17 protein-coding genes are annotated in these 21,986 nt (G+C 35.2%); 6 read left to right on the forward strand and 11 right to left on the reverse strand.

The features are described from left to right. Positions 1-1,601: NAD(P)H-quinone oxidoreductase subunit 4 (locus tag VB694_RS15485; protein ID WP_323361219.1), on the reverse strand; the 1,601-nt coding region annotated here is incomplete at its 3' end. A 266-nt stretch (positions 1,602-1,867) separates the two neighbouring features. Beyond that, complete coding sequence (locus VB694_RS15490; protein ID WP_323361220.1) at positions 1,868-2,380, reverse strand: hypothetical protein; 513 nt, start codon at positions 2,378-2,380, stop codon at positions 1,868-1,870. Positions 2,381-2,624: 244 nt separating this feature from the next. Between VB694_RS15490 and VB694_RS15495 the strand changes: the two genes are divergently transcribed. Next, a complete protein-coding gene (locus VB694_RS15495; RefSeq protein ID WP_323361221.1) occupies positions 2,625-4,400 on the forward strand; it encodes an AIPR family protein in 1,776 nt (591 codons plus the stop codon). Positions 4,401-4,587: 187 nt separating this feature from the next. Here VB694_RS15495 and dcm read toward each other — a convergent pair whose 3' ends face one another. The 4 genes from dcm to VB694_RS15515 all read right to left on the reverse strand — a co-directional run bounded on the left by dcm (position 4,588) and on the right by VB694_RS15515 (position 8,310). Continuing rightward, positions 4,588-5,511 carry a DNA (cytosine-5-)-methyltransferase gene (gene dcm, locus VB694_RS15500; protein ID WP_323361222.1) on the reverse strand — a complete coding sequence of 308 codons (924 nt, stop codon included), beginning with the start codon at positions 5,509-5,511 and terminating at the stop codon, positions 4,588-4,590. A 140-nt stretch (positions 5,512-5,651) separates the two neighbouring features. After that, positions 5,652-6,563, reverse strand: coding sequence for a homoserine kinase (gene thrB / locus VB694_RS15505; protein WP_323361223.1), 912 nt, complete (start codon positions 6,561-6,563; stop codon positions 5,652-5,654). A 106-nt stretch (positions 6,564-6,669) separates the two neighbouring features. Beyond that, positions 6,670-7,338 carry a hypothetical protein gene (locus VB694_RS15510; protein ID WP_323361224.1) on the reverse strand — a complete coding sequence of 223 codons (669 nt, stop codon included), beginning with the start codon at positions 7,336-7,338 and terminating at the stop codon, positions 6,670-6,672. A 486-nt stretch (positions 7,339-7,824) separates the two neighbouring features. Continuing rightward, positions 7,825-8,310: an allophycocyanin subunit alpha-B gene (locus VB694_RS15515; RefSeq protein WP_323361225.1), complete on the reverse strand. Its 486-nt coding sequence runs from the start codon at positions 8,308-8,310 to the stop codon at positions 7,825-7,827. A gap of 208 nt (positions 8,311-8,518) precedes the next feature. Between VB694_RS15515 and rlmD the strand changes: the two genes are divergently transcribed. Continuing rightward, the gene (gene rlmD, locus VB694_RS15520) at positions 8,519-9,889 is read left to right on the forward strand and encodes a 23S rRNA (uracil(1939)-C(5))-methyltransferase RlmD (RefSeq protein WP_323361226.1); all 1,371 of its coding nucleotides are present in this window, start codon (positions 8,519-8,521) and stop codon (positions 9,887-9,889) included. 461 nt (positions 9,890-10,350) lie between these two features. Beyond that, positions 10,351-10,800, forward strand: coding sequence for an anti-sigma regulatory factor (locus tag VB694_RS15525; RefSeq protein ID WP_323361227.1), 450 nt, complete (start codon positions 10,351-10,353; stop codon positions 10,798-10,800). A 105-nt stretch (positions 10,801-10,905) separates the two neighbouring features. On the opposite strand, the gene VB694_RS15530 is transcribed toward VB694_RS15525, so the two are convergent. Continuing rightward, a complete protein-coding gene (locus VB694_RS15530) occupies positions 10,906-11,166 on the reverse strand; it encodes a DUF6439 family protein (RefSeq protein WP_323361228.1) in 261 nt (86 codons plus the stop codon). An 80-nt stretch (positions 11,167-11,246) separates the two neighbouring features. On the opposite strand from VB694_RS15530, the gene VB694_RS15535 reads away from it, so the two are divergent. Both VB694_RS15535 and asnS read left to right on the forward strand, forming a co-directional pair. Next, positions 11,247-11,591, forward strand: a complete 345-nt coding sequence (locus VB694_RS15535) for a hypothetical protein (RefSeq protein ID WP_323361229.1) — start codon at positions 11,247-11,249, stop codon at positions 11,589-11,591. Positions 11,592-11,688: 97 nt separating this feature from the next. Then, positions 11,689-13,080: an asparagine--tRNA ligase gene (gene asnS, locus VB694_RS15540; protein WP_323361230.1), complete on the forward strand. Its 1,392-nt coding sequence runs from the start codon at positions 11,689-11,691 to the stop codon at positions 13,078-13,080. A gap of 209 nt (positions 13,081-13,289) precedes the next feature. On the opposite strand, the gene VB694_RS15545 is transcribed toward asnS, so the two are convergent. From VB694_RS15545 to VB694_RS15560, 4 genes are read right to left on the reverse strand one after another with little or no spacing between them, the layout of a single operon-like run. Next, complete coding sequence (locus VB694_RS15545; RefSeq protein WP_323361231.1) at positions 13,290-15,284, reverse strand: dynamin family protein; 1,995 nt, start codon at positions 15,282-15,284, stop codon at positions 13,290-13,292. A 53-nt stretch (positions 15,285-15,337) separates the two neighbouring features. Beyond that, a complete protein-coding gene (locus tag VB694_RS15550; protein ID WP_323361232.1) occupies positions 15,338-17,734 on the reverse strand; it encodes a dynamin family protein in 2,397 nt (798 codons plus the stop codon). Positions 17,735-17,751: 17 nt separating this feature from the next. Further along, positions 17,752-18,534, reverse strand: a complete 783-nt coding sequence (locus VB694_RS15555) for a C39 family peptidase (protein WP_323361233.1) — start codon at positions 18,532-18,534, stop codon at positions 17,752-17,754. Between the two features lie 5 nt (positions 18,535-18,539). Next, positions 18,540-20,678 carry a dynamin family protein gene (locus VB694_RS15560; protein WP_323361234.1) on the reverse strand — a complete coding sequence of 713 codons (2,139 nt, stop codon included), beginning with the start codon at positions 20,676-20,678 and terminating at the stop codon, positions 18,540-18,542. A gap of 562 nt (positions 20,679-21,240) precedes the next feature. Between VB694_RS15560 and VB694_RS15565 the strand changes: the two genes are divergently transcribed. After that, the gene (locus tag VB694_RS15565) at positions 21,241-21,816 is read left to right on the forward strand and encodes a Uma2 family endonuclease (RefSeq protein ID WP_323361235.1); all 576 of its coding nucleotides are present in this window, start codon (positions 21,241-21,243) and stop codon (positions 21,814-21,816) included. Positions 21,817-21,986 lie beyond the last annotated feature (170 nt).

Genomic DNA, 21,986 nt, shown 5'->3' on the forward strand with positions numbered 1-21,986 from the left:
TCAGCAATATTAACTAATTCAGAACTAGCTAAAGTGGGAGCAGAAAAAATTTGAGAATATAAACTTGTAGGTTGTTGACGAACCACAACAGGTAAAACTTGACGCGCATGAGCCGCAACTTCCACAGTTTTCACATCATAGGTTTGTGTAACTAACTTAGGATAGAAACCAATCCCAATGATAGGAAGCAACAAACAAGCAGTAATGAACAATTCACGAGGTTTAACATCAGTAACTACAGCATCTAAAATTAACTCTTCACTTTGCTGACCGTAGAACACTTGACGCAACATGGAGAGTAAATAGATAGGTGTTAAAATTACACCAACTGCTGATAGGAATATAACTACAACTTTGAAACTAGAACTATAAACATCGCTAGTTCCAATACCCAAGAACACCATCAACTCACCGACGAAGCCACTCATACCGGGTAAAGCCAGAGAAGCCATTGAACCAACAGTAAACAGCGCAAAAGTTCTAGGCATTACCTTAGCCATACCACCCATTTTATCCATCATCAAGGTGTGGGTACGTTCGTAAGTTACACCAGAGAGGAAGAATAAACTAGCAGCAATTAAACCGTGAGAAACCATCTGTAACAAAGCACCGCTGATACCAATTTCTGTGTAAGATGCAATGCCTATTAATACAAAACCCATGTGGGCAATAGAAGAGTAAGCTAAACGGCGTTTGAGGTTAGTTTGAGCGAAAGCGCAACAAGCGCCGTAAACAATATTGACTACACCCAAAATTGCTAAAATGGGAGCAAAAACAACGTGGGCATCGGTTAACATCTCTACGTTGAAGCGAATTAGAGCATAACCACCCATTTTTAATAAAACACCAGCTAATACCATTGAACCAGGTGCAGATGCTTCACCGTGGGCATCAGGCAACCATGTATGAAAGGGGAAAATTGGTAGTTTTACACCGTAAGCAATTAAGAAACCTGCATATAGAGCTAGTTCTAGAGCTTGGGGATATTCTTTCAGTCCCAACTCTGTCATGTTGAAGGTGAAGTTATCACCATAGAAAGCCATTGCAAAACCGGCTATCAGAATAAATATAGATGCTGCGGCAGTGTAAATAATAAATTTGGTAGCTGCATAGCGGCGGTTTTTTCCACCCCAGATGGAAATTAGTAAGTAAACAGGTACTAACTCAATTTCCCACATTAAGAAGAACATTAATAAGTCTTGGGCGAGGAATACGCCTAATTGGGCGCTGTACATCACCAGCATTAACGCATAAAATAAACGCGGCTTATTGGTTACTTTCCAAGCCGCGAATACTGCGAGTGTGTTAATTAAGCCTGTTAACAGTATTAAGGGCATTGATAACCCATCCACCGCTACAGACCAGTTAAAACCAATTTGGGGTATCCAAGGGTAGCTTTCTGTCATTTGTAAAGCTGAACTTTGGAAGTCGTAACCTTGCCAAAAGGCAAAAATCATTAATGCTAAGTCTGCAAAGACTACTCCTAAACCATACCAGCGAACGGTTTTACCGTCTTTGTCGGGAATGAGGGGAATTGCTAAAGATGCCACTAAAGGCAAGAAAATTATGGCTGATAGCCAAGGTATTTGTATCGGATTCATCACTGTTGACAATCAATTTCAGTTTTTTCTTTTAATTAGATTATATTAAGAAATCGTTACTTTTGTAAACACATTTCTTAACATAATTTCCATTTCCAGGATCAATAGTAATAAATACTTACTGAAATCCTCTCGCTGCTATTCTAAACATAAATTTTTGTAACGTCAACAAAAAAGCGGCTTTAGTTGCCGCTAATTTAAGTTATAATTTTTTATCGAATTTTTGATGTTGATTTGGTAAAGTATTTATTCTTGGTTTTTAATACCTAAACAACACGGTTGACAATATTCCATACTTGCCCATCGGAACGAACATAGGGAACGGAGATGGTTTTAAATCCGGTAATGAAAGGTTTATAGTAAACTTGCCAATACATGGGGCTAAGTTCATCAGCACAAGCTTTGAGCAGTTTAATTTCGGTTGCTAGTTCTCTTGCGAGTTCATTAACTCTGTCTGCATGGGTTTGGGCGACTTTTTTCGCTTCTTCTAATTCTTCTTGTTGCTGCAAAAGACGTTTTGAAAAAGTTAGTTTTCCATTGAGATGGGCTTGTTTCTGTTGTTTTTGCTTTTCTAGGAAATTAATCGCATCATCAATTCCTTTCAATTCAGCAGATAATTGAGCATTTTCTCTAGCTTGACGACGATAAGCCTCAACTACTGCTAAAGCTGAATTATTTTCCTCAGACTCTACATTATTATGAGTCAGCGTAGCTCTTTCTTCCTGGAGTGCTTGAATTTGTGAATTGAGTTCTTTGATTTCTTGTTGAATTTTATCCATATATATAGTGAATGATTGGGGATAGGTGAGAGGGTGTGTGAAAAGGATTATCTATTTTTTGTTCCTTTTCTTTAATAGAAGGAATACTAGCAACCTATGGTAATTTCAGCAATCATTCTTATTTGTTGAAGATCCTACGCACCAAAAATAAAAAATAAGGTAGATTTGTGAATCATTAGTTCTAGTCAAATTACTCTCACATTGAGTTAGGATTGAAGAGTCACTTCCAACATTGAAAATTGAAATGGATAACAAGCAACTATTTATAGACGGATATTTAGATAGAATCTCTGGGCAATTTAACGTAAATAAGGATACAGCGTTTGAAATTTTCTCAATGGCTGCGATTACAGAGAGACCATTTCAAGAAGTATATGATGACATTCAAATCAGGCAAAAGCCCGATCTTCAAGGTCAAGATGGTGGCTTAGATGGGGCTGTGTTTGTAGAACAAGGCGGGTACTATACACTAATGGTATTTCAGTGTAAAAATAGTCGCAGTTTAAAAAATAACGAACTTGATAAATTTCGTCACGATGTAGACGATTCTTTTATCTATGGAATAACTAAGCCAAATTCAGAATTACTTCAACCTAAAATAAATGAATATCAGCAGCTATCTAGAGATGGTTTTTTAATAGAAATTAAATATTATTTTGTGTATAATGGCTCTAACAATGATCCTAAGTATGCTTCAAATCATCCCAACTATCTAGCTTACCATAGACCAGATGACTTTGAAATTTGGGATGCAGAAGCAATTTATGAAAAAATCAGTCAGCTAATTAAAGCACAAGCTAAACGCAAAGATATTAAGTTTATTTTTAATCCTCAAATATCAAACATCATAACTTCTGATAGACAAGGACAAGGCTTATATACATACTCTGTTGGTAACGTCAGAGCCGCTAATTTTCGCATTGAAGCTAATGAACTTTGTCGTTTAGTTGAGCAAGAATTATCTACTAATAATACTTATGAGTTTCTATTTTCAAAGAATATTCGTTCTTTTTTAGGATTCAAAGTTAGACCGAATCAAAGGATGAAAGAAACATTAATTGATCCAGATTCAGCGATATATTTTCCTTTGCTTAACAATGGAGTGACAATCATTTGTGAAAGAATGGAAATTCCATCTACTTTACAAAGTGGAAAATACATCTTACCTACCTATAATCCTATAATTGTGAATGGTTTACAAACGACTCGCGTTATCTACGAAGTCTTTAAGGAAAGTCAACGTCAAGGAATTAATAGACTGCAACAAGTTTTTGTAAACGTACGTTTATATGAAACAACTAATACAGATATTGTAGAAAAAATTACAGATGCTACTAATACTCAAACTCCCATTTCTTACAAAGATAAAGTAAGTAATAAAGACTTCAACTTATATGTAAAAGAAGTATTTGCTAATCAGGGAATTGCTTATATTACAAAACGTGGTGAAGTTTTCTCCAATAATCTAAGTAGGCAATTAAATTCTACGATTGAAAGCGATACGCTTTTGCGATTTTGGTATGCAACTTTTTATGAGCAGCCAGAAACAGCTAAGAATAGTGTATATGAAGTTATGGAAGCTATTTTTGATGCTACAAATAATAATAGCGATCCATTACATAGATTATTTAATGGTGAAAAAGATTCACCTATATATTTACAATTAATCTATTCTTATAAAATTTATCGTTATGTTCAAAGTAAAAAAGAGGCTCAACAAGCAACCAGAGAATATATTAGTCATGCGACTGAGTTACTGTCCTATGGTATTTACAAGTATTTAGAAAATGATTTGACAAGTATCAATAATTCAGACAAATTAGAAGAAGCATATCAATTTACTCTTAATGTTGTAGACCAGATTATACAAGAGCAGATAGAGTTGTATAAGCAGCAAAACAAATCATTTTCCTACAGTGGTTATTTTCGGAAAGCAAAGTGCAGATTTGAATACAACCTGAAAGCTGGTATTGTCGATGATGACTCGATTATAGAAAAATTACTCCAAGGAGATCATTAGACATCTTCGGTAATGAATGTGTTCTATACAAGTAAAATAGAAGGTGTTTTACATTTTATTAACACACTTTACAAGATTAGCGATCTGCTTGCAGCAGTGCTAGTTCCCTCCGGGACGCTTTGCGAATGCTATCGCACTTAATTTTCAAAGATACCAGTCTCAATAATCGCTTTACACAGTTTATCAATTACGGGTACTGAAACACTATTTCCAATTTAATCAATTCATCAATTTCTGCTTGTGTAATTGACGGGTCTAGACTTTGAAAATGTGCTAATGATAATGGATTGCCGTCTAATTCACCATAATTACTTTTTCGTCTGTTTCTCAGTAATAATAAGCAAATGTCCTTCTGTCGTTCAGTAGTGTCAATAATATCCCAAGAATGTATTGTTGTATGACCATTTCTCAGATCATTAAATAAAAAGTAATCATTGAATCCGTTTGTAGTTGAAAGACTCATCCTTTTAGATTCAACAACATTTCCAAATAAGTCTCTTTGAATGATTGTATTTTCTGGTTTAGGCGAAGTAATACCTAATATATCACCCAATTTTAGCTTATTTTCAAGGGGTTTTGGTAATATAAAATTTTGGAAATATGCCTTTTCCTTAAATCCAATTATATATACTCGAATCCTATTTTGTGGTACACCATAATCAAATGAGTTAATTACAAAATAGTTTGCATAATAGCCAGCTTTTTCAATTTTTGTTAAGACATAAGATAAAGCATTTTTATTTCGAGGATCAACTAATCCTTTGACATTTTCAAAAATAAATACCTTTGGTTTAGATTGTTGAAGTAGATAAATTGTATCGTTCCATAACTGTCCTCTATCATCATTAAAACCTAAATTTTTACCAGCAATAGACCAACTTTGACAAGGAACACCGGCAGTTAAAAAATCGTGAGGTGGTAATTCTTGGATTTTGGTAATATCTCCTAAGTTACAACTAGGTTCAATTTGAAAGTTTGCACAATATGTATTGATTGCATCTTTATTTATTTCACTAAACCCTATACAATCACCACCATTATTGCTCAATCCAATTTTAAAACCACCAATTCCAGCAAAAAGATCAATAAAAGTAAATCCTCTATTCGGCATTTTACATCTTGATATCTTTGATTGTAATTAAATTCACCACTTACAAGAAAACTCATAAACCCTCATTCCTCTGCGTTCTCTGCGCCTCTGCGGTTCGTTTCATCCGTAAATTCTGTTATGGATAAATTACCAATTACCCATTACAAAATTACCGCCCCTTGCGTATCAATGGGGAGCGATCGCACCATAGATGTAATTCCCGCCTGTTGCCAAGCATTAGCCATCGCTGTAACTAATGATTGGGTATGCAAACTATCTGTTAAAGCCAACAAACTTGGACCAGCGCCACTAATTACCATCCCATAAGCGCCAGCAGCAATAGCAGCAACTTCTACAGCATCATAACCAGGAATTAAAGCTTTACGATAGGGCTGATGTAACCTATCTTGTAAAGCTGCCCTTAACCACTCTTCCCGATTAGTTGCCAAAGCTCGCAACAATAAAGCTAAATGGGAAGCATTGAAAATTGCATCTGCACGACTTATTTCTGTAGGTACAACCTTTCGTGCTTCCGAAGTAGATAATTCAAAATCAGGAATTGCTACCACTGGGATAATATCTCGATGCCAAGTGAGATCACAAATTTCCCAACCTCTGCTGCTAGTAGCAGCCAGACGACATCCACCTAATAAAGCTGGTACTACATTATCAGGATGTCCTTCCATTGCGATCGCCAATTCCATCACTTGTAACTCAGACAAAGGTGAACCCGCCAACTCATTAGCAGCAACTAACCCCCCCACAATAGCAGTAGCAGAACTACCCAAACCCCGCGCCAGTGGTACACCTAACTTAATCTCAATTTTTACAGATGGCGGTGTTTGCTTTATGTGTTCATATAATTTAACAAAAGCCTGATAAAGCAGATTACTTTCATCAGTTTGTACCTTTTCGGCTTCTGCACCAGAAACCTGAATAATTAACCCGCTGTCATTGCGAGTAAACTTAAATTCGTTGTGCAACTTTAAAGCTGCACCAATGCAGTCAAAACCAGGACCTAAGTTGGCAGTCGTGGCGGGAACTTTAACACTAACAGTAGAAACTACAGACATTGTGACAACTAAAAAATTATTAATTAAAAATTTAAAAAATGGATCACTATCTTAGCATCTCATATCAGGGGGACATTTTTGCATGAGTAATTAGATTTTTGGGATTTTAATTACTTTGACGCTCACCACTTATTTCCAGATTGTTTAAAATCAGATATTCTCTTGGTGTAAAGCCATCTCTATATTCTAGCGGTAAATGGGTAATGACGTAAAATAATTTACCATTTTGTGATCCAATGTAAATATCACCCACAATATCTTCACCTTTACTAAAAGCAATCTTTTCTTTTGCCCAAGGATAGGTTACAGTGCTACTTCGACTGATTACTTGCCACTGACTAGATGCAATTAAACCATTTTTTCTATTTATAAACTCTCTTACCTCTTCTACAGTTTTTAAATTATTAGGAAAGGTAAATTGAATATAAGCATTTTCATTTTTATCACCCCCAAAGTTAGCAATAAACTTGACTACTTTTATGTTTTTTGCATCTTCGGATTGAACCAAAAAATCTGTCGCGGGAAAGTAGGTACTGAATAAATTTTTTGCTTGGTAAAGTTTAACGGGAATACTAATTTTTTCCCCTTCCACAGAAATTGTGACTGTTTTGTTAGTTGGTCTATTTTGTGCGGATTCATTACTAGTTCCAAGGGTTTTATCTACAGTGATCAGGCTACTTTTTGGGGAAATTTGGTTTTTGGGTTGTGCTATGCAACTAGTGATCACACTTGATAAAAATGTTACTAAAATTACCTTATTTAAGTTAGTGTGCATTTGTTCAAAAATGTGTTGGTGTTAACAGAAAATTTAATAAATATATGCAATTTACTTTTCTGACTGTAATGAAAATAATGTATTTTAATCTCGTAATAATTTTTTCAAGGGTATACATTTTTGCACAAAACTTTAAGTGATTAAAGTCACTAATAAATATGATTACAATCACAATTATACATGATTAAGATCCTCTTTTAATAGTGAGTATCTTGGCATAATCACATATAACTGAACTCTAGCCGAGTCATTAATAGGGAACACAACTAATGGCCGACAGCTTCCTGTCGGTTTTTTGTTTTTAGTTCGATAAAATATCCCCACAACTTTAATAATAACTTGACAAATATTTTGCCATAGCCACTATCAAGTGTGGGGAGAGTATGATCAAATGTTGAACTTTAACGTTAGCATTACGCAAAGCTTCAGTCGTTGCAGCTATTGATAACTAGCTGTTAACCCTCTTCAATCACTACAGGCTTTGTTTTAGGACATCGCTTGAATAATGTAATCAAAGTAAGGTGCTGCTGCGGACGCATCTTCAGCACTCAGCAAATCCAAGGATGCTTGTTTGAGAGAACTGATAGCTTCTACCATTCCAGGAACAGGAACGCCCAGAGAGTTGTACATTTCCCGCACACCAATCAAACCGATTTTTTCAATTGGTTCTTTGTCGCCAGCAAGTACGCCGTAGGTAATCAGGCGCAAATACCAACCAAAGTCACGGATACACAAAGCACGTTGCTTTTCTGCATAAGCATTGCCACCGGGGGCGATAAAATCAGGGCGCTTTTGCCAAAGTTTTTTGGTTGCTTCCTGAACTATCTTTTTTTCGTTTTCGGAGAGGGTAGCAGCGATTCTAGTACGCTGTGTCCCTGTTTGCAAATATTCTTTGATACTTTTGAGTTCGCCACTGCTAGGGTAACGCAGTTCGTCGTCCGCTTGGAGAATAACTTGGCTAATTACTGTCATGATTATGGTAATCAAACGAAATAATATTATTTGCTAGTTTACCTATTTCGCGGTACAGAAGTGAAGGGTATGGCAAGATAGGGATTGGGGACTGGGGATTGGGGATTGGTAATTGGTGTAAATTATGTAAATTAAATTAATATATTGTAACTTTTGCCTATTCCCCGTTCCCACCGACTAATGACTAATAACTAATAACTAATGACTAATGACTAATATAGTTTGGCGACAGGGTGAAATAATTGAACTGGAAATTTCTGATTTAAGCGATACTGGTGATGGTGTGGGACGCTTTGAGCAGCGAGTGGTTTTTGTTCCAGATACCGTACCAGGCGATCGCACTCTGGTCAGATTGGTACACGTTAAGCCAAAATATGCTCATGCTACCCTCAAACAAATACTCCAACCATCTCCAGAACGTATCCGAGCTAGTTGCATTGTCGCCGATAAATGTGGTGGTTGTGAGTGGCAGCATATAAATTATGATTACCAACTCGTAGCCAAGCAAAATCAAGTTATTCAAGCTTTGGAAAGAATTGGTGGTTTTGTGAAACCATTAGTAGATCCGGTATTGGTAGCTAATTCATCCTTGGGATATCGCAACAAAGCTACCTATCCTCTTGGTATTTCAGCTACAGGTCAGGTTCAAGCAGGTTACTACCAAAAAGGTAGTCATCAACTAATTAATTTAAATCAATGTCCAGTTCAAGACCCCCGCTTAAATCCTCTCTTGGCTGAGGTGAAGCTAGATATTCAAAAGCAAGGTTGGTCAATTTATGACGAAACCCGTCATCAAGGAAAAATTCGTCATTTGAGTTTACGCATTGGTCGTCGTACAGGGGAAATGCTACTAACTTTGGTAGTAAAAGATGGGAATTTACCAAGGATTGAAACCCAAGCCCAGGAATGGTTACAGCGTTATCCTCAGTTACTAGGAGTGGCAATAAATCTGAATAGCGATCGCACCAATGCTATATTTGGTAATGAAACACGCTGTATTGCTGGAAATCCTTACCTGCGAGAAACATTCGCAGAATTAGAATTTCAAGTCCGCCCTGATACCTTTTTTCAGGTGTACACAGAAACGGCTGAATCACTTTTACAAGTAATTCAGTCAGAACTAAATTTACAAGGTCATGAAGTTTTAGTTGATGCTTACTGTGGTATTGGTACTTTAACCTTACCCCTAGCAAAACAAGCACGCCAAGTTATTGGCTTGGAAATGCAATCAGCAGCGGTAGAACAGGCCATTTTCAATGCCCAACAAAATGGAATTAATAATGTTACATTTGAAGTAGGAGCAGTGGAGAAAAGCTTACCAAATTTGGGGATTATACCAGATATTGTGTTACTTGATCCGCCACGTAAAGGATGTGACACTAATGTCATCAAATCTTTACTTGACTTGCAACCTGCACGGATTGTTTACGTCAGCTGTAAAGTAGCCACCCTCGCTCGTGACCTAAAATTACTTTGTGAACATGGATTATACAATCTTACCAGAGTACAACCCGCTGACTTTTTCCCCCAAACGGCTCATGTCGAAACAGCAGCCTTTCTGGTGCGATCGCCATCTTAACAGAAGTATCAGTTTTGAATTAACCCATAATCAATTCTTTACGAAAACTTAAATGGTAAATTTATAGTCTAGTGCATACTAATAATGCTAAGATCAAACTAACCTAAACATAAAAAGTTCTTTTGTTTGAAAACATTAAAGTTGCATAGACTCTCCAACTTAAATAAGAGGTGAAGCAAATTGTGTAAATTATAAAGCGGTGAAAAAGTTGAATATTTATACACTCACTCAAAGTAATAAATAGCAACTTAAAAGTTGTTAACTGCATCAGCAAAACAATTATAGCCAAATGTTAACTAAGCAATTCTCACTTATATTTTAGAGTCAATGCTCCCCAGCATTTTCATAAATTTAGTTTTACAGACGCAAGTTTGAAGGCAGCATGACCAGCTTAATTTCTATCAGGGTGCCTGTAACAGCAAACTGATGTCTAGCTAACTAAAAGCTACGGGGTTTCTCTTGTGATTACCATTTCTCTTCGTCCACTTGGGCGTTCTTGGGGTACTATTAGTTTTGCCTCAACTCTATATTTATGCCCAATATTAGATTTATTATTGGCAGATGTTCCCGCAAAATTACAAGCCGAACTGCGATTAGGACTTCAAGAAGCCCTAGTAAACGCAGCTAAACACGGCAATAATCTTGATCCTGGCAAATTAGTGGTAGTTCGTTTTTCCTTGATAGATAATCAATATTGGTGGATTATTTCTGATCAAGGTAGTGGCTTCACCCCCATCTGTGATGCTGATAGTGATCCCACCGATTATTTACCACCAGATGAATCAGAAAATGGTCGCGGTATGACTCTTCTGCATCAAATCTTTGATCAAGTAGAATGGAACCGCAAAGGCACAGAATTAAGACTTTGCAAACAACTAGAAACCCGGCGTTTATTATCTTTAAGAAGATAGGAATCAGGAATCAGGAATCATAGAAAGTTCTTCTTCACTGTCACCTGTTCCCTGTCAACTATCACCTTCTTCCCCAGTCCCCAGTCCCCAGTCCCCAGTCCCCATTTACCTATTCCCATGAGTAGGACAGGGAGGGGCAGAAATAGACTTATCTAACCAGCCTACAGCCTGTTCTAACCTAGCGTGTGCCTCTTGGGGTTCATTTTTGAGGAGAAACACCATCGCCCCCGCCACCTGTTCACCAGCGCGAGAATTGCGGTTAGACTTGAGACGATGCCAATCATCAGGAGAAATACTTAGTCTTTCCATCAGGGCTTGGGCGAGTTCCAGAGTAGTAAAATCATTAAGTTGACTGGTTTGAGACATAAGATTAAGTGCTGAAGTGCTAAGTTAATAGACAAAAGTTAAAGTTATTATTTATCATCATAGCCAATGGCCAATGACTAATGACTAATTTAGAGGAAAACCAACCATCAGAGTTTGAACAGGAACTAGAAGAACTAGAAACTTCACTCCGATTCTTAAAAGAAAGATATGCCCAAGTGCAAAAGGATCAACAGCAAAAGGCACAATGGCAACAAGAAATCAAAAATCTGAAGCAAAATAAAAATAAAACCCCAGAAATAAAAGCTGAGTTAAACCGTATTGAAAAAGAGTTAGAAGTGCTAGAAATTAACTTAGAAAGTCAGTTATTTTCTTGGAAGAGTCTCAATAGACCTTTTTGGCAAGCAGTTCGTTTTGGTGGTTTAGGCGTAATTATAGGTTGGATGTTAAAATCTTCGGTTGGGTAATTGGTAATTGGGTTATTCATCTCCCCATCTTTTCTGTTTCCTGTTCCCCCGTTAAAATTAATGTTATATATAGTGAAAAAATCCAAATTGTAATAAAATGATTAAACATCGAATTTCCCAAGTATTAAGAAGTGGTCAACCTGAAGAAAGTTTAATAGTACAAGGTTGGGTAAGAACAAAACGCGAATTAAAAGGATTTGCCTTTCTAGAAGTTAATGATGGCTCATCATTAGGTAACTTGCAAGTAGTTATTAATCAAGATTTACCAAACTACGAAGGAATATTAAAACAGATAAACACAGGTGCTTCAGTAGAAGTATCAGGAGTGTTAGTAGCTTCTCAAGGCAAAGGACAAAGAATAGAATTAAAAGCAGATATATTAAAAGTATACGGTGACGCTGATCCCGAAACCTATCCTCTACAAAAGAAACGGCATTCCTTTGAGTTTTTAAGAACCATTGCCCATTTACGGGGTAGAACTAACTCCTTTGGGGCAGTTTTCCGCGTGAGAAATGCTTGCGCGACTGCTATACATCAATTTTTCCAACAACGGGGTTTTATGTGGGTACATACTCCCATTTTAACCGCGAGTGACTGTGAAGGTGCGGGGGAATTATTTAATGTCACCAGCTTGAATTTAAAAGATGTTCCCCGAACTGAAAACAAAGAAATTGATTATACTCAAGACTTCTTTGGTAAACCCACATATTTAACAGTTAGTGGACAGTTAGAAGCCGAAATAATGGCGATGGCGTTTAGTAATGTTTACACCTTTGGTCCTACATTCCGCGCCGAAAATTCTAACACATCTCGTCACTTAGCAGAATTTTGGATGGTTGAACCAGAAATGGCTTTTTGTGACTTAGAAGGAGATATGGATTTAGCAGAAGAGTTTCTTAAATATATTTTTAAATATGTATTAGAAACTTGTCCAGAAGACATGGAATTTTTCAACGAACGGATTGATAAAACAGTCTTAGAAACTGCAAATAATATTATTAACAATCAATTTGAACGTTTAACTTACACTGATGCAGTTAAACTCTTAGAAAAAGCAGATGTTAAATTTGATTATCCTGTGAGTTGGGGTGCAGATTTGCAATCAGAACATGAACGCTATTTAGCCGAACAACTGTTTAAAAAACCTGTCATTGTTACAGACTATCCCGCACAAATTAAAGCCTTTTATATGCGGTTGAGTGATGATGAAAAAACCGTTCGCGCAATGGATATTTTAGCACCAAAAATAGGCGAAATCATTGGTGGTTCGCAACGGGAAGAAAGACTTGATGTGTTAGAAAAACGGGTTTTAGCACAGGGAATGAACCCAGAAGATTTATGGTGGTATTTAGATTTACGTCGTTATGGTACAGTTCCCCATGCTGGTTTCGGTTTGGGGTTTGAAAGACTCGTACAGTTTATGACCGGAATGGGAAATATTCGGGATGTAATTCCTTTCCCCCGCACACCACAAAGCGCGGAGTTTTAATAGTTAGTTAATAGGGGTTTAGTAGTGCTAAACCCTTTTGTTTGTCTGAATCAAGATGTCCAGGATTTAAAGATTTACAGGATAGAAAATGCAGATGAACGCAGATAAACACAGATAAATTTTTAACTCTTACAAATAATCATTCAATATCATCCTTATTTTAGCATCAATACCCGATAAAATCGGGCAGATGTATATGATTAGGTTGTTTAAACCTGAGAAATCAAATCATAAAGTTCCTGATCTATTCTATTTACCTCTTTAGCTAAAATATCTAACTGTTTTAGCTTTTTATCAACTTCTGCTTGACCTTTTTGTTTCTCAGCTAAAACATTATCAACCTGTTGTCTAATGTTCCTAATTTCTGCTTCTAAGCCTTGATCTACAAGATTTTTGACCTTATTCAGTTCCTCAGAAACTCCTTTACCAACCCTGTCAACTATATCCACTGTTGTGCTGTTTATTTGTTCTGAAAACTTCTTACCTACTTCTTGTTTAATTCTGTTACCAAGTCCACCTTCCATTAATTTTCCTTGCACGAAAGCAGCTACCAACATGGGTACTAAAGTGATAGGATTTAATCCTAAAAATATATAACCTATAATACCAATTACTAATTGTGGTATTAAACTTTTTAACATCTCTTGATAACCAAAAGTAGCTCCTATTGCAGCAGCACCAAGACCACCAATTAAAAAACCACCTGCTGCTGAAAAAATTCTTTCCACGGCTGAAACATCCCTAACTCCTACATCTCCTTTAGAAACTTCTACTTTAGAAATAGAAACTCCAGAAAGTTCTAAACGCAGATTATCTACTTTATTAATAAATTCTGTAGCTTCATGCTCTAAAGCATTTTTAATATTTTCCATACGTCTTGATAAAAGTGGCTCAAGTTCAGTATTTTGCCAGTTTAAGAACTCTGCTTCTAACTGACTTTCTAAATGGCTGGTAATTTCTTTAACAGCAGCTTCTATACTTGGCCTAGGATCTTGAAACAATAACTTAATCTCAGTTTGTAATTCATATTCCTGAGCGATAGTTTTAATTTTAGGAACTAATTCTCGACAAAAATCTTTAGTTTTATAACTTACCTGTTCCTTTGAATCTTCAATAGAAAGTGCTAATTTCTGGATGATACTTCGACGCTTTCCTTCCAAAATATTTAATGGTTCTTGAGCAGCAGCATAGCGTTCTTCTAATTCAACTACATCAGTTTGCAGCATACCAATTTGTTCAGGTATGGTTTTTCTAATTTCGTTAATTGCATTTTTTAATTCTTGAGCAGGACGAAGAATTTTAACCCGTCCTCTTTCATTTGTTAAAAATTTCTGAAGCACAGCTTCTAATTGAGTAACACCAGATTTTTGTAATGCTTCATGATCATTATCAAGTTTTCCATCTAACGCTCCTAGTGCATTGATAAAGAAAATACGTTCTGCACCTAATCTAGTATGAGGAGATAATTTAGCAATAGCAAATTGTTTAACTTTATCAATTTCATCTTTTTTACGAATCATATTGATGCGGTTACAAACAAAGAAAATATCCTCATGTCCCATTGGTTTAAGTTTATTAACAACTACTTCTTGTTCAGATTTAGAAAATAGTTGTTCACAAGAAAGTACCAAAATGATAGCATCAACGGTGATTAAGTAACTCTCGGTTACTTGCTGACGGGTTTTGTGTTCGTTTAAACCAGGAGAGTCAATAATTTCTACGCCATTTTTACATAGTTCAAGAGGCCAGAAAAGTTCTAGTTTTTCATAGGGACTTTCATTAATCGCTTGACTTTGATCTGCATCATCTTTGATGACTACATATTCTTCAATTTCATCTACTGGTATTTCCATTGGTTCTTTTTTTGCTGCGCCATCTACTTGATTGAAATAAAGTACAGCACGCTGAGTTTCTCCCCATTTGACTTCGTTAATAATTGCAGTACATGGTGTAGCAAAAGCTGGTAAAATTTCTTCTCCTAATAAAGAATTGATAAAGGTGCTTTTTCCTCGCTTAAATTCCCCCAATATCATTACTTTAAAGGTTGTAGACTGTACAATATTCTGTAAATTTCTAAGATTGTCTACTTGTTGATGTTTATTAAGTAACTGTGCAATTTTAATTTGCTGTTCAATTAATTTAACCAAAGTATTTATTTTGGCTTGAAACTCTTTATAACCTTGATCGTCATTTGGCTGTAACATTGTTTGATCCTCCCTAAATTGGTCTATTTTTGACGAGTAGTTTATATTGAAAATTACATTGACAATGCGTTAGTAATTTGTTGTTGCAAAATCAAAGACTGTCTAATAATTTCTTGCAAATTGAGTTCATTTGTGTTAATAGATAAATCAATATTAAAAGCTGCTTGTTTAGAAAACTTCCAAGCTGCTTGCTCTGTTTGCATATCGTCTATGATTTTTTTGTAAAGCTGACGTAACCTTTGAGAAACTTGTTGGGAATATTCATCAATAGCAATATCAACTACACGGTTTAATTCCTCTACTAAAATCTGTCTTTGTGTATCTAATTCATGGTTGAGATATTGTTCACTCACAAGTAATATTCCTGTACTAGCAGCTATACCAATTGGTCCTCCTAAAATTGAACCTGCGATCATGGCCGCAGTGCTACCAACTCTTGTAAATAGGCGATATTTTTGTAAGTCGGTGATGTTTTGATGTTCAAGTTGAAATTCCATTCCTCTATTTTCTGATGGGTTGAAAGATTGTTGCTTTATTTTTGTATTAAAAATTTTTGCTACCTCATTTTGTAACCATTCCACATCCTGTCCGAGAAATTTTAATAGGAAATTTTCAGATTTACGGCTTAAAATGGTTAATTCCCTTCTTAAGCGGAATGGTAAATCACGTTCCCACCAAAGTTTTAAATCTGGAATTTTCTGTAATTCAAATTGGAGGTTTTCGACAATTTCTTCTTTATTTGCTGTTAAATTTTGATATATTTGTTTAGTACGCTGTAAACGACGTTTTTCTAATTCTAATTGTAGGTTATCCCAGGTCAGATTTGCTCTATCTATTTCATTCTCAGATTGACGCAAATAGAGTTTCTTTTGTTCTATATTTAGATGTATGCTAGAAATCGCACTTTGTGATGTTTCTATTAACTGACTTAACCAGTCTATTAGTTGTTGGGATACTTGACGACTTCTCCAAACACGACGCTCTCCTTGATTTACTAAAGATTCTATTTGAGCAATAATAGCTGTTAAACAGTTATTTTCTGATTGTTGATTTTCATCAGTAGGAAATGTAGGGATGACAGGAATATTTTTAGCAATCAGAGAAATTTTTTGACAAATATTGTCTATTAATTTTTCTCTTTCATCAGGGTTAATTAGATCCAGTTTGGAGATTATCACCATTATACGCGGAACATGACGACCAATAACTTCTTGTTCTAAAAAAGCTGCTTCTGTCATGCTAAATGGTGATGTAGCACTAACTAATAAAACCGCCGCATCACATTGATTTAATATATCTGAAACTAGATTTGCTCGTCGTTCACTTAAATCTCCTGCTCCCGGAGTATCAATAATTTCTATATCTAAAGAACGCAACCAATCATGATTTAAACTAATTCTCACACCTGCAAAAACTTCTTGATCTGATCCTGCTTCATCTGTGGCTAATAAATCTTGCCATGAATTTTCTGATAATGGGCGAATTTCTATTTTTCCTCCTAATCTGATTTCCATTTTTTCTTCTAAACCTGCTATAATAGAAGTCAGTGTGGCTGTAGTTGGTAATGTACCTTCAGGTAAAATATTTCTGTTTAATAATCTGTTAATTAAATAACTTTTCCCTCTACTAAATTCTCCTACAAATACTAAACGAAATCCAGGTAAAAGCCGTCTTTTGTCAATAGTTGATAGTGAATTTAAAATATTTTCTCCTAATTGTTGATTTTCAGTAGATAGAGAGTTAGAAAGTTCAGCACATTGCTTAAACCAGTGAGATAATTTATTGGTTAAATCACTAGGTATCTTAATTTGTGTTTCTTGTATTTCTTTAGTTGCAATTTCTAAGGAAGTTTGATCGGGTTGTTTTTCTTCCAGAGAAATAGCTGCGATATCACTAATTAACCATTCTTGACTTTCAGGAATTAAATCATGATAATATTGATAGACATCCTTTGGTAAAAGTCCTACATAATGTTTAGCTAATGCTGAAAAATCTGCTTTATTTCTATTGAGGATACTACAAAAATTTTCTAAGGATGTAAATAAAGCATTTTCACGAATAGTTTTTACTTGGGGTGTTAAATTTACAGAAATATCCGCAGGTTGATTAATTATTATTTGCTTTGTCCATAGAGGATGATTTGCTTTTATATCCCGTAAATCTAGTTTTTTAACAACTTCCTTTGTAGTTAAAGACCATTCTACTACAGCCCAAGGTGTGGTATAGCCATTAATTTCATTTTCAGTTTTTTTAGGAACAGTTAATAAAGACACTATTCCCCATTCTCCTAATCTTTGTACAGGAATAGGAGGAAGTGCAACAGTTTCAATAGTTACCCAATCTCTCAATTCAGCTATTTTATGAATTCCTCGTACTAGACTAGAAATACTGCTTTGTTGAGTAGTAGTTTTTGCAGATATTTGTCTAAGTAAATTTCTATCAATATTCATTTGATATCTCCTTATTTTTAAGCTGAAATTGTGTTATCTGGAGCATCTGCAACTACGATAAAGTTGCTATAATCTTCCCACGCATTGAGAAAATCCAAAGCGTCAATAACTGCCATTTTTCCATCAGAATGTCCACTATCATTAAGAATAATTTTTACTGAACCATCTGCTTGTGTATCAATCCCCGTTACCCATACAGCATGGCCACCATTTGTTTGTTCAATAGGTGTATCATCAGCATCACGCATGGGATACCATATTTCATGAGCATCAAGAGCAACTATGACGCGATCGCCTTTTTCTAGTGCATCAGCAATATCATCTAAACGAGCATCATATTTTTGTTCTGTGGGTATTCCTAACTCATTTAAAAGTTTACCTACATCACTAGGACGAGTACCATTATCTGGATCAAACCAGCCATTTTTCTGAGCAATTTCACAAGCTTCTTCTTCAGAAATAGCAACACCTGTAATAGACTCAAAAATGCTAATTTGAGCCACTACAGCACAGGAATTTTGTCCGCTTTGTTGATTCCAAAATTCAACATTTTCTAGAGGTTCTCCAAAACCATTAAAGTCAGCAATATCCCATTGATTATCAGGTGTAAACCAATCCAGTGAATAGTTAAAAACTTCAACTATATTAAAATCAGAAAATTCTGTTTCTGGAACATTCTCTATCTTTGATGTTTCAGGTATTATTTGAGCATCTGATGAAAAATCATTCTCATGTATATCTTCTGAGTTTAAATTATCAATAAACCATTCCTGAAAGTTGCTCAAAATATCATCAAGCATAATTATTATTCCCTATCTGTATTAACATCACTTTGGTTAGCATTATATAATCCATGTACTTCAAGAGATTTAATTCTAGAATTAATTTCTAGTAAATCAGCTTGAATATCTTGTTGTAATCTAGCAAGACCTTCCTTTTGTTCTTTTTGCTCTTGTTGCATAGCATTAACAATTGCTTGATAGGTAGTAATGTATGTATCAATATGGTTATTCAATTGACTTTCCATTTGTTGAGAATACGCTATTAAAGATTGCTCAACAGTTTTTTTTGCTGACTTAAAATAATTCTGAATTTTTGGTTGTAGTTCATTCCAAGAACGATTTTGTAGTTCACTTAATGATGGACCAAATAAGCTACCAAAAATACCTCCTAATACGGCACCAACAACAGTTCCTACACCTGGCAGAACTAATGTTCCTAGTGCTGCTCCTGCTCCTGCTCCTACATTTCTACCTGATTTATCTCCTGCTGCTTTACCAATTTCAGAAGCTACAGACATGACACTAGAAGTGCTAATTTGCATATTACCCTGTGTAGCTTTTATCTTATCTAAATTAGTGTTACTGGAAAGTGCTTTCAACTTACTATACTGTAGAGAAAACTTTTGATCAAAATGTTTCTTTACTTGATTAAAAGAAATATTTAATTCATTAGTAGCACTTTTTAAACTTGCATCAAGAGTAGAAGGAGCATTATTAAAAACAGGGTAGATGCGATTTTCCAGTATATTTTTTAGTTCATCCTTATTTTGTGCGCCAAAAATTATTCCTCGAAGTTGTGATTCTATATTTTCTTGACAATCAATAATTATTTTTTCTACTTTGGATTTGGTAGCATTAGCAGTATTTTTAATCATTGTTGAACATTCTCGATATTGCTCATTAGTAAATGATGGTAAATCTCTAATAACTTCACTTTCAATAGCTTCCTGTTTTCGTCTAAACTGTTCTTGTTGAGTTTGAAGATGGGATTCTGATTGACGAAAAACTTGTGTGAGTAATCTACTGAGACTTTCTGAGATGGCAATTTCTCTACTACTCATTAGATATTCATGCAATTTTTTCTCTAATTCCAGAAATTTATCATGCCAAAGTTGATTTTTGCCATCAATTTCTTCTGTTGTATTTAACATATCTAACACTATTTGCGGCGCTGCTTCTATCATTAAAAAGTTGTCTATTTTTAAATTATCTTTCAGTCTTTTATGAATATTCTTAATTAATCTTTCTTGCTCTTTTTGCCTAATTGTATCCATCTTACTAATTACAAATACACAACGATGAATATATTGAGAAATTGATCCTGAAAGAAAACTAATTAATGTGGTGGAAAGAGGCTGTCCAGCCGGTATAATAATTACGGCAGCATCAGCTTCATTTTCGATCACTTTTGTGGTTATTTTACCGTGTTCTTCATTGTCTGCATTAGTTCCAGGAGTATCTATAATAACAATTCCACTCTTGAGAAAATTCGCTGGATGATATATCTTTACACCATCTAAAGCTCTGGCAAGTTCTTCTTCAGATGTTACCATCTGTACAAATTGATGAGGAGAAATTCCCATTTCTATAACTTCACTTGATGTTACTAATTTGCTGGGAATTGGTGGATTTTTAGGAATAGGTTGATTTTTTAATCTTTGATTTATAACTGTCGTAATAACTATAAATAATGGTAGTAATAATAAACTTAAAAACCAGGCAGATATACTAGATAACCAAATCATCAAAGGTATCCAAATTATCAAACTTGGAAACCAAGCAATTTTTGTTTTTGGAGTAGTTATTTCAGATGGTTCTGTAGGTTTTTTAATAAACAGTTTTGGTCTTGTATGTCTAAATAAAGCCTGAACTTTAAAACTCATTCCATAACTAATTTTAGTTTCTATGGCTGTAGCTACTAATGCGGAGGTTTTCAATAAATCATCCCGAAGTAAGGCGTTGATAAAGGTACTTTTACCACTAGAAAATTCACCAATGATGGCTAAGTATAAGTTAGGATCTGCACGACGTTTTTTAATCCTTTGTAGCTGATGAGATAATTCTTGTCTAACAGTGTTAGTAATACTCGGCTTTTGGAGTATTTTCTCTAAAAATCGAATGTGCTGATCAATTTTGCTGAAGTATTCATTTGCTGGTATCATACCTGAATCTCACTTAATTGGTGACAAATTGGTGACAAATTAGGCTTGTAAATTTTTTGTCAACAGCCTTGCAGAGAACTGAAAAAAACTGGTCAGACCCTAGTTGACGATATAGAGAAAGTCGGAACAAGACCCCTTAACTTCACCAAACTGCCAACCTGCTAACCTATTAGTTCTTTATTATCTGTCCTACCCTCAAGTAAAATCTCTGACAGTTAATTTAATCCTTTAAAATCTCTATCCATCCAATCATATACTTAACTAGACGCAGATCAATATATTGTTACAAGGTTGTAATATTAATATAAGTATTTTTATGTAATGTAAAATTTGACTATATGTTTAGTAACTCTACTTCCGTGTAACGATTGTAAAACGTCAATCTAACCTACTTTCTCGTTTTTGGGTTTAGGTTAAAAATGCCGATATGATGGGAGGTAGAACCTCCCGGAAAGCATTCCCAGTCTCTGACTGGGAACGAGGATTTTAATTCTGGTTCTCCCCTTTTTAAGGGAGGTTAGGGGGGATCAAAACATGATGATATATTCAACAGGTAAGAATCATGACTTCTGTAACTTTACAAATACCAAAATCATTAAAATTCACAGATGATGAATTTGTAGAAATAGTCGCGGCTAATAAAGATTTACGTTTAGAATTATCTCATCAAGGAGAATTAATTGTTATGTCACCAACGGGGGGAGAAACAGGAAATCGCAATTTTGAAATGTATATTGATTTAGGATTTTGGAATAGAAAAAATAATTTAGGAAAAGCATTTGATTCTTCCACCGGGTTTAAATTACCAAAGGGTGGTACTCGTTCCCCCGATGTGTCTTGGATAAAAATAGAAAGATGGAATGCACTGACACCAGAACAAAGAAAAAAGTTTTTACCTTTATGTCCTGATTTTGTGATTGAATTAGTTTCCGAAAGTGATGATTTAACAGATACGCAAGCAAAAATGCGCGAGTATATTAATAATGGTTTGCGTTTAGGTTGGTTGTTAAATCCTAAAGATCAACAAGTAGAAATTTACCGTCAAAATCAAGAAGTGGAAATATTAGAACATCCTCAAACTTTATTTGGGGAAGATGTATTACCAGGTTTTATTTTAGATTTAACACCGATCTTCTAAACGCAGATGCACGCAGATAAACGCGGATTATTTTAGGATTTAACTTCCTTTTCCTCTTTCTCTTCCTTTGCGAACTTAGCCACTTTGCGTCTTTGCGTGAAAAAAATAAACCCAGATACTCACAGATAAATAAAGTGTTGGGTTTCCTTGCGTCAACCCAACCTACATGA

This window comes from Anabaena sp. UHCC 0451 (assembly GCF_034931405.1).
GTDB lineage: Bacteria > Cyanobacteriota > Cyanobacteriia > Cyanobacteriales > Nostocaceae > RDYJ01.

Coding starts and splice junctions, on each gene's coding strand:
- VB694_RS15490 (WP_323361220.1), bottom strand. CDS start 2,380: ATGGATAAAATTCAACAAGAAATCAAAGAACTCAATTCACAAATTCAA.
- VB694_RS15495 (WP_323361221.1), top strand. CDS start 2,625: ATGGATAACAAGCAACTATTTATAGACGGATATTTAGATAGAATCTCT.
- dcm (WP_323361222.1), bottom strand. CDS start 5,511: ATGCCGAATAGAGGATTTACTTTTATTGATCTTTTTGCTGGAATTGGT.
- thrB (WP_323361223.1), bottom strand. CDS start 6,563: ATGTCTGTAGTTTCTACTGTTAGTGTTAAAGTTCCCGCCACGACTGCC.
- VB694_RS15510 (WP_323361224.1), bottom strand. CDS start 7,338: ATGCACACTAACTTAAATAAGGTAATTTTAGTAACATTTTTATCAAGT.
- VB694_RS15515 (WP_323361225.1), bottom strand. CDS start 8,310: ATGACAGTAATTAGCCAAGTTATTCTCCAAGCGGACGACGAACTGCGT.
- rlmD (WP_323361226.1), top strand. CDS start 8,519: ATGACTAATATAGTTTGGCGACAGGGTGAAATAATTGAACTGGAAATT.
- VB694_RS15530 (WP_323361228.1), bottom strand. CDS start 11,166: ATGTCTCAAACCAGTCAACTTAATGATTTTACTACTCTGGAACTCGCC.
- VB694_RS15535 (WP_323361229.1), top strand. CDS start 11,247: ATGACTAATTTAGAGGAAAACCAACCATCAGAGTTTGAACAGGAACTA.
- asnS (WP_323361230.1), top strand. CDS start 11,689: ATGATTAAACATCGAATTTCCCAAGTATTAAGAAGTGGTCAACCTGAA.
- VB694_RS15545 (WP_323361231.1), bottom strand. CDS start 15,284: ATGTTACAGCCAAATGACGATCAAGGTTATAAAGAGTTTCAAGCCAAA.
- VB694_RS15550 (WP_323361232.1), bottom strand. CDS start 17,734: ATGAATATTGATAGAAATTTACTTAGACAAATATCTGCAAAAACTACT.
- VB694_RS15555 (WP_323361233.1), bottom strand. CDS start 18,534: ATGCTTGATGATATTTTGAGCAACTTTCAGGAATGGTTTATTGATAAT.
- VB694_RS15560 (WP_323361234.1), bottom strand. CDS start 20,678: ATGATACCAGCAAATGAATACTTCAGCAAAATTGATCAGCACATTCGA.
- VB694_RS15565 (WP_323361235.1), top strand. CDS start 21,241: ATGACTTCTGTAACTTTACAAATACCAAAATCATTAAAATTCACAGAT.